Source organism: Nioella aestuarii, assembly GCF_050896395.1.
In the GTDB taxonomy this organism is placed as follows: domain Bacteria; phylum Pseudomonadota; class Alphaproteobacteria; order Rhodobacterales; family Rhodobacteraceae; genus Nioella; species Nioella aestuarii.
The window spans coordinates 73496-88033 of record NZ_JBPBBA010000004.1 but is presented as its reverse complement, the minus strand read 5'-3'; the positions used below and the strand labels follow the sequence as shown (position 1 = coordinate 88033).

The window sequence follows — 14538 nt, the reverse complement described above, 5'->3', positions numbered from 1 at the left end:
CACCTTTCCGCCGGGGACAAGAATTTTCGAAAATTCTTGCCAAATTTCTTCCAAGAAATTTGCCCCGCTCATGTCTCGTCCTCGTCTTCCAGACGGATCAGCGCCGCGCCTTCCTCTACCTGCTGACCGGCGCTGGCCAGCACTTCGGCCACGGTGCCATCCCGGCCTGCGGTCAACGTGTGCTCCATCTTCATCGCTTCCAGAATCGCCAGACGGTCGCCTGCGGCCACCACCTGCCCTGCGTCCACGAATACGGCTTTCACCAGCCCCGGCATCGGCGCGACGATCAGGCCAAGCGCCAACGCACCCTCGGTTTCCACGTCCAGCGGATCCACAGGATCGAAGCCATAGCCATTGCCCCAGAACACCGAGATGCCCGCTGCATGGGTCACAACCTCGGCGGGCGTGGGCGCGCCATCCACGCTCCAACGGCCCGCTTGGCGCGTGATCTCGTGCACAGCGTCCCCGATCTCGACCCAGAACCGGCCCGGTGCCAGCGTTTCCACAGCCGCACTCAGCCGTTCGTCGCGATAGTCGAAGACAACGCGCTGACGCAGAGGCGACCAAAGGCTGAACCCCTGAAGCGCAGGCCCGTCCCGATGCAGCCCAAGCGCCGCCAGCGCGGCCAACGACTGCGCCCGCGAACAGGCCACCGGATCGGCGGCAAGGCTGTCGAGGTCACGATCAATCAGGCCGGTATCCACATCCCCCGCCGCAAAACCTTCGTGCCGCGCCAGTGCCCGCAGGAAGGCCAGGTTCGTCACCGAGCCCGCAACCTGTGCGCCCGCCAAAGCCTGATCCAGGCGCTTCAGCGCAACCGCGCGGGTGGGGCCATGCACGATGACCTTGGAAATCATCGGATCGTACCAGGGGCTGATCGTATCGCCCGCCCGCACACCAGTGTCACAGCGCGCGCCATCGGGGAATTTCAGATGCGCCAGCGTGCCAGTTGCGGGCAGAAAGCCCTTCGGCACATCCTCGGCATATAGGCGTGCCTCGAACGCATGGCCGGTGATGGTCAGCTCGTCTTGGTGCTTAGGCAGGGTTTCGCCCGCCGCAACGCGCAATTGCCACTCCACAAGATCGACACCTGTAATCGCCTCTGTCACCGGGTGCTCCACCTGAAGGCGCGTGTTCATTTCCATGAACCAGAACCCGTCAGGGCGCAGCCCATTGGAGCCATCCACGATAAATTCAACTGTGCCTGCGCCCTTGTAGCCGATGGCCTCGGCAGCGCGTACGCCGGCCTGCCCCATGGCCGCGCGCATCTCTTCGGTCATGCCCGGCGCGGGCGCCTCCTCGATCACCTTCTGATGGCGGCGCTGCAGCGAGCAGTCGCGTTCAAAAAGGTGAACCGCGCGGGTGCCATCGCCAAACACCTGCACCTCTATATGACGCGGTTGCAGGACATATTTTTCGATCAGCACCGCGTCATTGCCAAAGGCGGTCTTCGCCTCACCCTTGGCACTGGCAAGCGCGTTCATGAAATCCTCGGGCCGGTCGACCTTGCGCATCCCCTTGCCACCACCACCGGCGACGGCCTTGATCAGCACCGGGTAACCGATGGCATCGGCCGCGCCCGCCAGGTGCTCGGGGTCTTGATTGTTGCCATGATAGCCCGGCACGACGGGAACGCCCGCCTCCTCCATCAGCTTCTTGGCCGCATCCTTGAGACCCATCTTGCGGATCGCATCTGCCGACGGCCCAATAAAGGTCAGCCCTACAGCCTCGACCGCATCCACGAAATCGGGGTTTTCGGACAGAAAGCCATAGCCGGGGTGAATTGCCTCTGCGCCGGTTGCCAGAGCCGCCGAGATGATCACATCGCCTTTCAGGTAGCTGTCAGCCGGTGCAGGCCCGCCGATATGCACGGCCTCATCGGCCATCGCCACATGTCGCGCTCCGGCATCGGCGTCGGAATAGACGGCCACCGTCCGCACCCCCATGGCGCGGGCCGTGTCTATCACCCGGCAGGCAATCTCGCCGCGATTGGCAATCAGGATCTTGGTGAACATCATGCGTAGTCCTCCACCATGCGGAACCGTTCGCACATGATTTCCATGTCTTCCGAGAAACCGCCATTGCGGGTGAAATAGGCCCGATACCCCTTGCGCCAGTGGGCCAGGTCGCGGAATTCGCCTTGCGCGGCCACGAATTCTTCGTCCATCTCTTCGAAGCGGCGGATCTTCACCTCGACCGTTTCCAGCATAACGGCGGGCGTCCCGTCCCAGTTCAGGGCAACGTCACGGCGTCCCACCACCGGCAGGGCATCGCCTTCTTGCGTATAGGCGCGCATCGCCTCGCAGGTGGCGGTCTTTTTTCCGGCGCGCACAAGCGACAGGATCTCGGCACAAAGCTTGGCGCTGTCCCCAAAGCGAAAGGTTTCTGCCTCGGGGTTTGCGTCGATGATCTCTTGCAGGGCTTTCTTGGTCATATCGGCCTCACATCCGGAACACGCCGAAGCGCGTTTCCTCGATCGGGGCGTTGAGAGAGGCCGAGAGTGACAGGAACAGCGTCTCGCGCGTCTTGCGCGGGTCGATGATCCCGTCATCCCAGAGCCGGGCTGAGGCATAGAGCGGATGCGACTGGTGCTCGAACATCTCAAGCGTGGGGCGCTTGAACTCCGCCTCTTCCTCTGCCGACCACGCACCGCCTGCCCGCTCGATCGCGTCGCGCTTGACGGTCGCTAGCACGCCCGCCGCTTGCGGGCCGCCCATGACCGAGATGCGGGAATTGGGCCAGGTCCACAGGAACCGGGGGGAATAGGCCCGCCCCGCCATGCCGTAATTCCCGGCCCCAAAACTGCCGCCAACCAGCATGGTGATCTTGGGCACTTTCGTGGTCGCCACCGCCGTTACCATCTTGGCGCCGTGGCGCGCGATCCCCTCAGCCTCGTATTTGCGGCCCACCATAAAGCCTGTGATGTTTTGCAGGAAGACCAAAGGGATATTCCGCTGGCTGCACAGTTCGATGAAATGCGCGGCTTTCTGGGCGCTTTCGCTATAGAGCACACCATTATTGGCCACGATCCCGACCGGACAGCCCATGACATGGGCAAAGCCGCAGATGATGGTTTCGCCAAACCGCGCTTTGAACTCGTCGAAACGTGAGCCATCGACAACGCGGGCAATAACCTCACGGATATCATAGGGCGTGGTCAGACTTGCCGGCACCACACCGAGGATGTCTTCCGGGTCATAGGCCGGATCTTCGGGGCTTTGCCAATCCACGGTCGCGGGCTTTTTCCGGTTTAGCCCTGCCACCGCCTGTCGCGCCAGTGCCAGCGCATGGGCGTCGTCCTCGGCAAGGTAATCGGCCACGCCGGACAGGCGCGTATGCGTATCGCCGCCGCCAAGCTCCTCGGCGCTGACGATTTCTCCTGTCGCGGCCTTTACCAGCGGCGGACCGGCAAGGAAGATCGTGCCCTGTTCCTTAACGATAATGGTGACGTCCGACATGGCTGGCACATAGGCCCCGCCCGCCGTGCAAGACCCCATGACGACCGCGATCTGCGGGATGCCCTTGGCCGACATATTGGCCTGGTTGAAGAAGATGCGCCCGAAATGTTCCCGATCGGGAAAAACCTCGTCCTGCTGCGGCAGGTTCGCGCCGCCCGAGTCCACAAGGTAGACGCAGGGCAGGTTGTTCTGCTCGGCAATCTCCTGCGCGCGCAGGTGTTTCTTGACGGTGATCGGGTAGTAGGTGCCGCCCTTCACGGTGGCGTCATTGCAGACGACCATGACCTCCTGCCCATACACCCGGCCGATGCCCGCGATGGCACCCCCACAGGGGGCGGCCCCGTCATACATCCAGTGGCCGGCGGTCGCGCCCACTTCCAGAAAGGGTGAACCGGGATCGAGCAGGTTCGCCACCCGTTCACGCGGCAGCATCTTGCCCCGGCTGAGATGCCGGGCACGGGATTTCTCGCCGCCCCCAAGCGCAGCCGCCTCCGCCGCCTCGCGCACCACGGCCAAAGCCTCCAGATGCGCCGCGCGATTGGCCGCGAAATCCTCTGAGCCGGTGATAACCTTCGATGTCAGTTTCATCTCATCCTCCCGGAACAGGGGCTCAGCCCATCGTGTTCATCAATTCGCGCCCCACCAGCATCCGCCGGATTTCCGAGGTGCCCGCCCCGATTTCCATCAGCTTGGCGTCGCGGAAAATGCGGGCAACCGGGCTGTCAGACAGGAACCCTGCGCCCCCCATGGCCTGCACCGCCTGATGCGCCTGCTTCATCGCCTCTTCCGAGGCATAGAGACAGCAGGCCGCTGCGTCCTGCCGGGTCACGTCGCCCCGATCGCAGGCCTTTGCGACCTCGTAGACATAAGCGCGGGCCGAGTTCATCGCCGTGTACATGTCGGCGATCTTGCCCTGCATCAGCTGGAAGTTGCCAATCGGCTGACCGAACTGCTTGCGGTCACGCATATAGGGCATGATTTCATCCAGGCAGGCGGCCATGATACCGGTGCCTATGCCTGCCAGTACCACACGTTCATAGTCGAGCCCCGACATCAGCACGCGGACGCCCTTGCCCTCTTCGCCGAGAATGTTCTCGAAGGGCACTTCCACGTCTTCGAAGATCAGTTCCGCCGTGTTCGAGCCGCGCATACCGAGCTTGTCGAAATGTTCCGACGTGCTGAAGCCCACCATCTCCTTCTCGATCAGGAAGGCGGTGATGCCCTTGCTGCCCGCCTCGGGGTCGGTCTTGGCATAGACCACCAGCGTATCGGCGTCGCAGCCATTGGTGATCCAGTACTTGGTGCCGTTCAGAACGAAGCGGTCATTGCGCTTCTCCGCGCGAAGCTTCATCGACACGACGTCGGACCCGGCCCCGGCCTCGGACATGGCCAGCGCGCCCACATGGTCGCCCGATACCAAACGTGGCAGGTATTTCGCGCGCTGCTCGTCAGTGCCGTTCAGCTTGATTTGGTTGACGCACAGGTTGGAATGCGCGCCGTAGGAGAGCGAGACCGAGGCAGAGGCCCGCGCGATTTCCTCAACTGCGATCACATGGGCCAGGTAGGACATGCCCGCGCCGCCATATTCCTCGGGCACGGTGATGCCGAGCAGCCCGAGATCACCCATCTCTTTCCACAGGTCTGCCGGGAACAGGTTCTGCTTGTCGATGTCCTGCGCCATGGGGCGGACACGATCCTGTGCCCAGCGATGCACCATGTCGCGCAACGCATTCACGTCTTCGCCCAGGTCGAACGTCATGCTGGCCGTGAACATGCGCAGCCCTCCTCCTTAATTGAACGCTTGTTCAGTTAATACGCATCCGCAGTGCCAGAGTCAAAGGAATCCTGATGACACGACGCTACGGCACGAAGACGAGGCCGCAGAAAAATCTTCCCGAAGATTTTTCGGAGGTCTGGGCAGAAAAATCTTCTGGAAGATTTTTCGATTGCCGCGCTCAACTGGCCAGGGCGACCCGGCTTACTTCCTCGCGGATGATCTCAGAAATCAGCCGCGCATCCTCGACTGAGAAGGTCAGAGGCAGACGCATGTCCAGAAGCCCTGCAAGAATGCGATCGGTGTTGGGCAGGCTTTGTGGGTTGGCGTAACGCCAGCTGTCATAGCGCGAGGTGAAGGCCACGGGTTCCGCGCCTCCGAACCATTTCAATTCCACCCCTCGCGTTCCGCAGGCTTTCAGCACCTCGCCGATCTGGTCAGGCGTGAAGTCCGGCAGCAGGACCTGAATAGACGAGCCGACGATGCTTTCCTCGGCGGGCCGGTCGATAATCTTCAGCCCCGGCGTATTGCGCAGCCCATCCTCGACCGCGCGGTAGAGGGAATTCCACCGCTCGATCTGGCGCGGCAAGTCCGCCAGTTGCGGACGCAGGATTGCGGCGCGCAGGTTATCCATCCGGCCCGAGACATTGGGCGTCACCCACTTGACCTGCTCAAAGGCTTCGGGCGGCGGGGCCGCGCGGTGACGGGCGTAGAGCATATAGCTGCCAGACAAGATGATCGCGCGCGCCATCAGGTCCGGATCATCAGAGGTCAGGAACCCGCCCTCGCCAGAGTTCATGTGCTTGTAGGTCTGCGTGGAATAGGCCGCCATCGCGCCATGCCGCCCAGACGGCACACCTTTCCAGGCGCCGCCCATGGTATGAGCGCAATCTTCGACCACCTTAACCCCTGCGCCGTCACAGATCTGCATCAGCAGCTCCATGTCGCAGATATGTCCACGCATATGCGACAGCAGCAGCACCTTGGCGTCCGTCTCTGCCACCAGCCGTGCAAGGTGGTCGAGGTCGATGGTCAAATCCTCGGTCACTTCCACGAAAACGGGCTCTCCGCCGACAGCGGCAATCGCGCCTGGCACCGGGGCCAGCGTAAAGCCGTTGGTCAGAACCTTGTCGCCGGACCGCACCCCAAGTGCCCGCAATGCACAGCCAATCGCATACCCGCCCGAGGCAAGACCGAGCGCATATTTTGCGCCTGTGTAGGCGGCAAATTCTTCTTCCAGCAAGGCGGTCTCAGCGATTTCGCCATCGACCACGTTATAGCGGTGAAGTCGGCCACCACGCATCACCCGAAGCGCGGCTTCGATCCCGGCGTCGGGGATCGGTTCCTGCTGTGTGAAACTACCTTTGAATACTGTGTTCATGGGCGAAGTCTTAGGGGGCTTGCCCGGCCTTCGTCAATCCAGAAGCTGGCGGGCAAGTGCCGGCATATCCTCATAGCGATGAAGTAATGCCTCGGGCTCCAGGTCGACCACCCCCGCCCCGAGCGGTCCGAAGGTCACCAGAACCGAGGGAACCCCCGCCGCGCGTGCGGTTTCGCGGTCGGTTATGGTGTCGCCGACAAGCAGCGATCGGGCCACGTTGCCCCCTGCCCGTTCAACAGCCGCCACGAAAGGCGCCGGGTCGGGCTTGCGCGTGGGCAATGTATCTGCCCCCACAAGCGAGCCAAAGAGTCCGCGCACGCCAAGCCGGGTCAGCAGAGTCTCGGCCAGCCCTTCGGGTTTGTTGGTACAGACGCCCACGCGAATGTCCGCTGCCAAGAGCGTCTCAACCGCCGCCACGGCGCCCGGATACATCACCGTGTGAACATCAATGGCCTGCCCGTAAGCCTCGAGCAAAATCGGATAGCCGCGCTCGATTTCCGGACCGGGCGCATCATGGCCAAGCCGTTCAAAACTCAGGGTTAGCATTGCCCGCCCGCCACGCAAAGCCGTCGGATCATCCTGCCCACGCTCCAACTGAGGTGCGTATCCCATGGCCGCCATCGCTGCATTCCCCGCCGCGATCAGATCGCCGCTGGTATCGGCCAGGGTTCCGTCCAGATCGAAGATCACCGTGCGCATCTCTGCCCCTTTTTCCGTCAGCCTTGGCAGGATTTCGCCTGCGATTGAAACGATCCGTAAGGGTTTTTGACGAAAGCCCGCCTTGCGCCCTTAGCCCGCTTGCATAATACCGGTGGCGACAAAACGAAAGCAGGTGACATGCAGTCTGATGAACGGCCTTGCGCCCTTGTGATCCTCGCGGCGGGTCAAGGCACCCGGATGAACTCCGATCTGCCAAAGGTGCTGCACCCGCTTGGGGGGGCGCCGCTTGTCATCCATGCGATGGATGCTGGCGCTGCACTGGCTCCGGAACGGACCGTTGTCGTGGTTGGTCATGGCGGGGCGCATGTGGAACACGCGGTGCGCGCCCATGACGAAAACGCGATTTGCGTCCACCAGGCCGAACAACTGGGCACCGGGCACGCCGTGTTGCAGGCGGCCCCTGCGCTGAAGGGCTTTCACGGTGACGTCATTGTCCTTTATGGCGACACACCCTTTGTCAGCGAAGACACACTCTCGCGTATGCTGGCCGCCCGCGCCACCCATGATATCGTGGTTCTGGGCTTCGAGGCTGCCGATCCCGGGCGCTACGGACGGCTGGTGATGGAAGGCAACCGTCTGGCACGCATCGTCGAGGCCAAGGACGCGACGCCCGATGAACTGGCCATTGGGTTCTGCAATTCCGGCCTTATGGCCGCTGATGCAGAAGCGCTGATGACCCTTCTGTCTGAGGTTGGCAATGACAATGCTTCGGGCGAATACTACCTGACCGACGTGCCTGCCATTGCCGCCGCGAAGGGGCTGAGTGCAACGGCCATTTCCTGCGATGAGGCTGAGACGCTCGGCATCAACACCCGTGCCGAACTGGCAGGGGCAGAGGCACGCTTTCAGAACCGCAAACGCGCGGAGGCGATGGAGAATGGCGCGACGCTGATCGCTCCAGGCACCGTTTTTTTTGCCCACGACACCTATCTTGGCCGGGACGTGGTGGTGGAACCCAACGTGGTTTTCGGCCCCGGCGTCACGGTCGAGAACGATGCGCAGATCCGGGCTTTTTCTCATCTGGAAGGATGCCATGTCGGCGCGCGCGCCATCGTAGGGCCTTACGCCCGCCTGCGCCCCGGTGCAGAACTGGGCAATGACGCACGGATCGGCAATTTCGTCGAAGTCAAAGCCGCTGAAATCGGCGAAGGTGCCAAGGTCAATCACCTCTCCTATATCGGCGATGCCGAGATCGGTGAGGGCAGCAATATCGGCGCGGGCACCATCACCTGCAACTATGACGGCGTCTTCAAGCACCGCACCGTCGTAGGCCGCGACGTCTTTATCGGGTCGAACACCATGCTGGTTGCGCCGGTAAAGGTGGGGGACGGGGCCATGACCGGATCAGGCTCTGTCATCACCACGGACGTTCCCGCAGGTGACATGGCCCTTGGCCGCGCCAAGCAAGTTAACAAAACGGGCCTCGGCGCTCGGCTCATGGCGCGACTGCGCGCAATGAAAGCATCGGGAAAGGGGCAGTAACATGTGCGGCATCGTCGGAGTACTTGGCGACCACGAGGTCGCGCCCATCTTGGTGGAATCGCTGAAACGGCTGGAATATCGCGGCTATGACAGCGCTGGCATCGCCACCGTCAGCGACGGCCAACTCGACCGCCGCCGCGCTGTCGGCAAACTGGTGAACCTGTCGGACCTGCTGGTCCATGATCCTCTGCGCGGCAAATCCGGCATTGGCCACACCCGTTGGGCCACCCACGGCGCGCCTACGGTGGACAATGCGCATCCGCATCGCGCGGGCCGCGTGGCTGTCGTGCATAACGGCATTATCGAAAATTACCGGGAACTGCGCGCTGACCTTGCCACCAAGGGCATCGGTTTTTCCACCGACACCGACACCGAGACCATCGCGCTGCTCTGCGAACACCTGCTCGACACCGGCCTCGCCCCACGCGCCGCAGCCCGCGAAACCCTGCGCAGATTGGAGGGGGCCTTTGCGCTGGCCTTCCTTTTTGACGGGGAAGACGACCTGATCGTCGCCGCCCGCAAGGGTAGCCCGCTGGCCATCGGCTATGGCGATGGCGAGATGTTCGTCGGCTCCGACGCCATTGCACTGGCGCCCATGACCGACCGTGTGACTTATCTGGAAGAGGGTGATTACGCCTATGTCACACGCGCGGGGGTGGACATCTTCGACGAAGAAGACCGCCCCGCCAACCGCGAAGTTCGCAAGATCTCGGCCCAGGCCGCACAGATCGACAAGGGTGGGCACAAGCATTTCATGGCAAAAGAGGTCTTTGAACAGCCTGTCGTTCTGGCCGAATGCCTTGCCCACTATTCCAGCGGCGATGCGGTCGACATTCCCGAAGGCACGGTTGATTTCACTGATACAGACCGGCTGATCCTGGTGGCTTGCGGCACCGCAAACTATGCCTGCCTCGTGGCCAAGTACTGGTTCGAACAGCTGGCGGGCCTTCCCTGCGACGTCGATATCGCAAGTGAGTTCCGCTACCGCGAACCGCCCGTCTCGGACCGCGCCACCGCCGTATTCGTTAGTCAGTCGGGCGAAACAGCCGACACGCTCGCCGCCCTGCGCTACTGCGAAGGCAAGGCCGCGCGTATTCTCTCGGTCGTCAACGTCCCGGAAAGCTCCATCGCCCGCGAAAGCGACCTCGCCCTGCCGATCATGGCCGGGGTCGAGGTTGGCGTTGCCTCCACCAAGGCCTTCGTCTGCCAACTGGCGGTGCTGGCCAATCTCGCCATCCTCGCAGCCCGGCAGAAGGGCCGCATCGACGCCGCCCGCGAGGCCGAGTTACTTGCCACGCTCCGCGGCCTGCCCGGTCTGGTCAATCAGGCGCTCGCACTGGAGGATCAGATCAAGCGCCACACCGGCGCCCTGTCGCGCGCGCAGACCGTGCTCTTCCTCGGCCGTGGCGCGATGTTCCCGCTGGCGCTGGAAGGCGCACTGAAGCTTAAGGAAATCAGCTATATTCACGCCGAAGGCTACGCTTCGGGCGAATTAAAACACGGCCCGATTGCACTGGTAGACAAGACCGTGCCGGTGGTCGTCATGGCCCCCACCGACGCGCTGTTCGACAAGACCGTCAGCAATATGCAAGAGGTCATGGCGCGCGAAGGTCAGGTCTGGCTGGTCACTGACGCGGCAGGCTCCTCCATGGCGCGCGAAGGCGTCTGGCAGACGCTGGTGATGCCCAATGTGGATCCGTTCTTCGCGCCGATCCTCTATTCGATCCCGGCGCAGCTCATCGCCTACCATACCGCCGTGCACAAAGGCACCGACGTGGATCAGCCACGCAATCTGGCGAAATCCGTGACGGTGGAGTGACCCATGGGCAAACGGTTCGACCAGATCGGCAACGCGCATCGCAAGTTCATCGAAGCACAGCATATGTTTTTCGTGGCCACCGCAGCCCCCGACGGTCGCGTCAATGTCTCACCCAAGGGCATGGACGCCCTGCGCGTCCTTGGGCCCAACCGCATCCTGTGGCGCAATATCACCGGCTCGGGCAATGAAACTGCCGGGCACTTGCTCGAAAGCGACCGCATGACGCTGATGTGGTGCGCATTCGAGGGCGCGCCGCTGATCCTGCGGTGTTTCGGAACGGCCCGCTCGATCCACGCAAGCGACCCGGATTGGTCTGAGCTTTCAGCCAATTTCCCCCCGCATCGAAGCGCCCGCCAGATCTTCGACATGAACGTGGATCTGGTGCAGAACTCCTGCGGATACGTGGTGCCGCTCATGACATATGAGGGTGAGCGCGACATCATGGACAACTGGGTTGCTGCCAAATCGGATCAGGAGATCCGCGACTACTGGGCCGAACGCAACGCCGCCACCATCGATGGACGCCCGACCGGCATACCGACATGACCCTGCACGACGCCCTTTCCGCATTGAATGCCGAGGCCGATCCGGCCCGTGCCGACCAGATGCGCGCCTATCACAAGATTGACCGGCCCTATCTGGGCCTCTCGAACGAGATCCCGAACCGACTGGCGCAGGAGTGGCGCCGCTCTTTGCCGCTGGAGGATCGCCTGGCGCTCGCCGATGCACTTTGGCAGACCAATATCTTCGAGGCCCGTATCACTGCGGCAAAGCTGCTGGTGCAGGCCCGCATCAGGCCAGAGGACGAAAGCACCTGGCGGCTCATCCAGTCCTGGATGCCCGATTTTGACAGTTGGGCCATCGCGGATGCGGTCGCCATGGCAGGCCAGCGTCGCCTCGCCGCAGATCCCGCACGGCTCGACACGGTGGAGGGCTGGACCATGTCGGGTCACCTGTGGACCAAACGCGCCGCACTGGTCTTCACTTTGCCATGGGCCAAACCTCGCCACCCCAAGCCTGAGGAGCTCGCCGCGCGCGAACGCATTCTGGGATGGGCCGCCGCCTATACCGAAGACCCGGAATGGTTCATCCAGAAAGCCGTCGCATGGTGGCTGCGCGACCTGTCGAAGAAAGACCCCGAACGGACGCGCGCCTTTCTGTCCGACCATGGCGAGAAGATGAAAGCCTTTGCCCGCAAGGAAGCCGCCAAGTACCTGTCATGACCGGGCCATCAGCTCCACATCGCGAGTCGGGGCCGGGTCAAGGGTCGCGCCAGCGACGGCCGAAGGCCGCTTGCCCTTGACGCGGGCACGACTCGCACGCAGCCTCGAAAAGGTTCTGTGCCGGGACAGATCCCGGCAACAGGACCTCTCAGCAGAATGGCAAAAAGCTCTCAGCCCAAGCCACCCTCACACTCAGCGAACCGCACCCATCCGATGTCCCGTGGCAACGCGGCCCGACGAGGGCCCCAAAGGGGCCTGAGGAGGGGCGCTCACGCCGCGACGGCGCAAGCCGGCGCAAGTCACACGACCGGCACACCGCCCTCCAGCACAGTCCGGAACCAACCTATGTCGATATTGCCGCCAGACAGGATCACCCCCATCTTCTTGCCCGCCATCCGGTCCTTTTCCTGCAACAGTGCTGCCAGCGGTGCGGCCCCGGCGCCTTCGGCCAGATTATGGGTTGCAGTATAGTAAAGCCGCATCGCCGCCGCGATCTCTTCTTCCGAAACGCTCAAGATCCGCGCCGCCCCGGCAGTGTAGATCTCCAGCGCCTCTTTGACCGGCACCCTCACCGCCATGCCGTCGGCAAAGGTCCGGGCCGTGAGCGTTTCCACCATCGCGCCCGCCTCATATGACAGTTTCGCCGTCTGCGCGCGGTCCGACACCACACCCACCACTTCCGTCTTCAGTCCGAAGGCATCGCGCGCAAGGATCGTCCCGCAGATGCCCGACCCGCAGCCGATCGGCACATAGACCGTGTCGAGATCTTTGAGCGCCGAGAACAGCTCATAGCCGTAGGTCGCCACGCCCCGCACCAACTCCTTGTGAAAGGGCGGCACGACGGTCAGCCCTTCAGCTTCTGCCACGCGCATGGCCTCTTCCTTGGCCGTATCGAAATCCTCTCCGAATTCCACCAGCTCTCCGCCATAGCCACGCATCGCCGCGTTCTTTTCGACCGAATTGCCCTTGGGCACGTAGATCAGCGCCCGAAGCCCCGCCGCCGTTGCCGCGCGTGCCTGGCTTTGCCCGTGATTGCCCCGCGTTGCCGTGCAAATACCCGGACTGTCGGGATGCTCTCGCCGCAGCCAATCCATGAAGGTGATGCCGCCCCGCACCTTGAAGGCTCCGGTCGCGGCGTGGTTCTCATGCTTGACCCAGACCTCAGCCCCGACAGCCGTGGAAAGGCCCGGCCAGTGATATTGCGGCGTTGGCGACATCTGCCCGTGCACCAGCGTCGCCGCTGCCTCCAGCTCTTCAACCGAAAACCGCATTCGCTGCCCTCCTCATCAATCCATTGGGTCGCACCCTATCGTTGCCTCCGGCCCTTGTCAGGCCCCCCGCGCACCCGTAATAAGCGCGCGACAATCAAAGGGGGACGGCTGGAAACCCATGCCCATTCTCGTGATGAAATTCGGCGGCACGTCTGTCGCCACACTCGACCGCATCCGCCGCGCCGCCAAGCGCGTGGGGCGTGAAGTTGCCAATGGCTATGACGTGATCGTCATCGTCTCTGCCATGTCCGGCGAAACCAACAAGCTCGTAGGCTTTGTCGAGGAAACCTCGCATCTCTACGATGCCCGCGAATATGACGCGGTGGTCAGCTCGGGCGAGAATGTGACCGCGGGCCTCATGGCGCTGACGCTTCAGGAAATGGACGTGCCGGCGCGCAGCTGGCAAGGCTGGCAGGTGCCGCTGATCACCACGTCCGCCCATGCATCGGCGCGGATCGAGGAGATCCCGACCACCAATATCAACGCCAAGTTCGGCGAGGGCATGAAAGTGGCCGTCGTCGCGGGCTTCCAGGGGATTTCACCCGAAGGCCGGATCACCACGCTCGGCCGCGGTGGATCGGACACAACCGCCGTGGCCTTCGCCGCCGCTTTCGGCGCGGAACGCTGCGATATCTACACCGATGTGGACGGGGTCTACACAACCGATCCCCGGATTTGCGACAAAGCCCGCAAGCTCGACCGGATCGCGTTCGAGGAAATGCTGGAACTGGCCTCGCTCGGGGCAAAGGTCTTGCAGACCCGCTCGGTCGAACTGGCAATGAAATACAAAGTGCGCCTTCGGGTGCTGAGCTCTTTCGAAGAGCAGACGGACGAGGCCGGAACCCTCGTCTGCGATGAGGAGGACGTCATGGAAGCCAACGCAGTTGCAGGTGTCGCCTATTCCAAGGATGAGGCCAAAGTAACCCTCGTATCCGTCGCCGACCGCCCCGGCGTGTCCGCCGCCATCTTCGGCCCTCTGGCCGAGGCGGGCGTGAATGTCGATATGATCGTTCAGAACATATCGGAAGAGGGTCGCACCGACATGACCTTTTCCTGCCCCACCAACCAGGTTGCGCGGGCAGAACAGGCGCTGAATGCGGCGAAAGAGCGGGGCGAGATCAACTTCCACGGCCTGATCTCGGACACCAATGTCGCCAAGGTCTCGATCGTCGGCATCGGCATGCGCAGCCACGCAGGCGTCGCAGCCCGGATGTTCCAGGCCCTGCGTGATGAGAATATCAATATCAAGGTGATCACCACCTCCGAGATCAAGGTCTCGGTCCTGATCGACCGCAAATACATGGAACTGGCCGTGCAGGCCCTTCATGACGCGTTCGAACTGGAAAAGGCCGGGTAAGTCTGCCGGTTCAACGGCCGGAAAGACGAAGGGGCGCACAATGGTTGCGCCCT

Annotated in this window: 12 protein-coding genes; 5 read left to right on the top strand and 7 right to left on the bottom strand. The window is 62.8% G+C overall.

Annotated features, from left to right (window positions below; all coding sequences use genetic code 11):
• Nucleotides 1–68 precede the first annotated feature (68 nt).
• The 6 genes from ACROHD_RS04290 to ACROHD_RS04265 form a co-directional block, all read right to left on the bottom strand.
• On the bottom strand, nucleotides 69–2015 hold the full coding sequence (locus ACROHD_RS04290; protein WP_432676228.1) for an ATP-binding protein: 1947 nt from the start codon (nucleotides 2013–2015) through the stop codon (nucleotides 69–71).
• Nucleotides 2015–2434, bottom strand: coding sequence for an ASCH domain-containing protein (locus tag ACROHD_RS04285; RefSeq protein ID WP_432676119.1), 420 nt, complete (start codon nucleotides 2432–2434; stop codon nucleotides 2015–2017). Before ACROHD_RS04285 ends, ACROHD_RS04290 begins: the two co-directional genes overlap by 1 nt.
• 7 nt (nucleotides 2435–2441) lie before the next feature.
• Nucleotides 2442–4046, bottom strand: a complete 1605-nt coding sequence (locus tag ACROHD_RS04280) for a carboxyl transferase domain-containing protein (protein WP_432676118.1) — start codon at nucleotides 4044–4046, stop codon at nucleotides 2442–2444.
• A 22-nt stretch (nucleotides 4047–4068) separates the two neighbouring features.
• Nucleotides 4069–5232 carry an isovaleryl-CoA dehydrogenase gene (locus ACROHD_RS04275; RefSeq protein ID WP_432676117.1) on the bottom strand — a complete coding sequence of 388 codons (1164 nt, stop codon included), beginning with the start codon at nucleotides 5230–5232 and terminating at the stop codon, nucleotides 4069–4071.
• 181 nt (nucleotides 5233–5413) lie between these two features.
• On the bottom strand, nucleotides 5414–6613 hold the full coding sequence (locus ACROHD_RS04270; protein WP_432676116.1) for a DegT/DnrJ/EryC1/StrS family aminotransferase: 1200 nt from the start codon (nucleotides 6611–6613) through the stop codon (nucleotides 5414–5416).
• Nucleotides 6614–6646: 33 nt separating this feature from the next.
• The gene (locus ACROHD_RS04265) at nucleotides 6647–7312 is read right to left on the bottom strand and encodes an HAD-IA family hydrolase (protein WP_432676115.1); all 666 of its coding nucleotides are present in this window, start codon (nucleotides 7310–7312) and stop codon (nucleotides 6647–6649) included.
• A 138-nt stretch (nucleotides 7313–7450) separates the two neighbouring features.
• Here ACROHD_RS04265 and glmU point away from each other — a divergent pair, with 138 nt between their 5' ends.
• From glmU to ACROHD_RS04245, 4 genes are read left to right on the top strand one after another with little or no spacing between them, the layout of a single operon-like run.
• A complete protein-coding gene (gene glmU / locus ACROHD_RS04260; RefSeq protein WP_432676113.1) occupies nucleotides 7451–8815 on the top strand; it encodes a bifunctional UDP-N-acetylglucosamine diphosphorylase/glucosamine-1-phosphate N-acetyltransferase GlmU in 1365 nt (454 codons plus the stop codon).
• A gap of 1 nt (nucleotide 8816) precedes the next feature.
• A complete protein-coding gene (gene glmS / locus ACROHD_RS04255) occupies nucleotides 8817–10634 on the top strand; it encodes a glutamine--fructose-6-phosphate transaminase (isomerizing) (RefSeq protein WP_432676111.1) in 1818 nt (605 codons plus the stop codon).
• A 3-nt stretch (nucleotides 10635–10637) separates the two neighbouring features.
• A complete protein-coding gene (locus tag ACROHD_RS04250) occupies nucleotides 10638–11180 on the top strand; it encodes a pyridoxamine 5'-phosphate oxidase family protein (RefSeq protein ID WP_432676110.1) in 543 nt (180 codons plus the stop codon).
• Complete coding sequence (locus tag ACROHD_RS04245; protein ID WP_432676109.1) at nucleotides 11177–11857, top strand: DNA alkylation repair protein; 681 nt, start codon at nucleotides 11177–11179, stop codon at nucleotides 11855–11857. The genes ACROHD_RS04250 and ACROHD_RS04245 overlap by 4 nt, the downstream gene beginning before the upstream one ends.
• Nucleotides 11858–12156: 299 nt before the next feature.
• Here the strand turns inward: ACROHD_RS04245 and ACROHD_RS04240 are convergent, their stop codons facing one another.
• Entirely contained in the window at nucleotides 12157–13128 is a 972-nt protein-coding gene (locus tag ACROHD_RS04240) for a threonine dehydratase (RefSeq protein ID WP_432676108.1), read from the bottom strand.
• A 118-nt stretch (nucleotides 13129–13246) separates the two neighbouring features.
• On the opposite strand from ACROHD_RS04240, the gene ACROHD_RS04235 reads away from it, so the two are divergent.
• Nucleotides 13247–14485 carry an aspartate kinase gene (locus ACROHD_RS04235; RefSeq protein ID WP_432676107.1) on the top strand — a complete coding sequence of 413 codons (1239 nt, stop codon included), beginning with the start codon at nucleotides 13247–13249 and terminating at the stop codon, nucleotides 14483–14485.
• The last annotated feature ends 53 nt before the right edge of the window (nucleotides 14486–14538 follow it).

Bases quoted from the DNA above. Each gene is read 5' to 3' on its own strand.
- ACROHD_RS04290 (WP_432676228.1), bottom strand. From the start codon at position 2,015: ATGTTCACCAAGATCCTGATTGCCAATCGCGGCGAGATTGCCTGCCGG.
- ACROHD_RS04285 (WP_432676119.1), bottom strand. From the start codon at position 2,434: ATGACCAAGAAAGCCCTGCAAGAGATCATCGACGCAAACCCCGAGGCA.
- ACROHD_RS04280 (WP_432676118.1), bottom strand. From the start codon at position 4,046: ATGAAACTGACATCGAAGGTTATCACCGGCTCAGAGGATTTCGCGGCC.
- ACROHD_RS04275 (WP_432676117.1), bottom strand. From the start codon at position 5,232: ATGTTCACGGCCAGCATGACGTTCGACCTGGGCGAAGACGTGAATGCG.
- ACROHD_RS04270 (WP_432676116.1), bottom strand. From the start codon at position 6,613: ATGAACACAGTATTCAAAGGTAGTTTCACACAGCAGGAACCGATCCCC.
- ACROHD_RS04265 (WP_432676115.1), bottom strand. From the start codon at position 7,312: ATGCGCACGGTGATCTTCGATCTGGACGGAACCCTGGCCGATACCAGC.
- glmU (WP_432676113.1), top strand. From the start codon at position 7,451: ATGCAGTCTGATGAACGGCCTTGCGCCCTTGTGATCCTCGCGGCGGGT.
- glmS (WP_432676111.1), top strand. From the start codon at position 8,817: ATGTGCGGCATCGTCGGAGTACTTGGCGACCACGAGGTCGCGCCCATC.
- ACROHD_RS04250 (WP_432676110.1), top strand. From the start codon at position 10,638: ATGGGCAAACGGTTCGACCAGATCGGCAACGCGCATCGCAAGTTCATC.
- ACROHD_RS04245 (WP_432676109.1), top strand. From the start codon at position 11,177: ATGACCCTGCACGACGCCCTTTCCGCATTGAATGCCGAGGCCGATCCG.
- ACROHD_RS04240 (WP_432676108.1), bottom strand. From the start codon at position 13,128: ATGCGGTTTTCGGTTGAAGAGCTGGAGGCAGCGGCGACGCTGGTGCAC.
- ACROHD_RS04235 (WP_432676107.1), top strand. From the start codon at position 13,247: ATGCCCATTCTCGTGATGAAATTCGGCGGCACGTCTGTCGCCACACTC.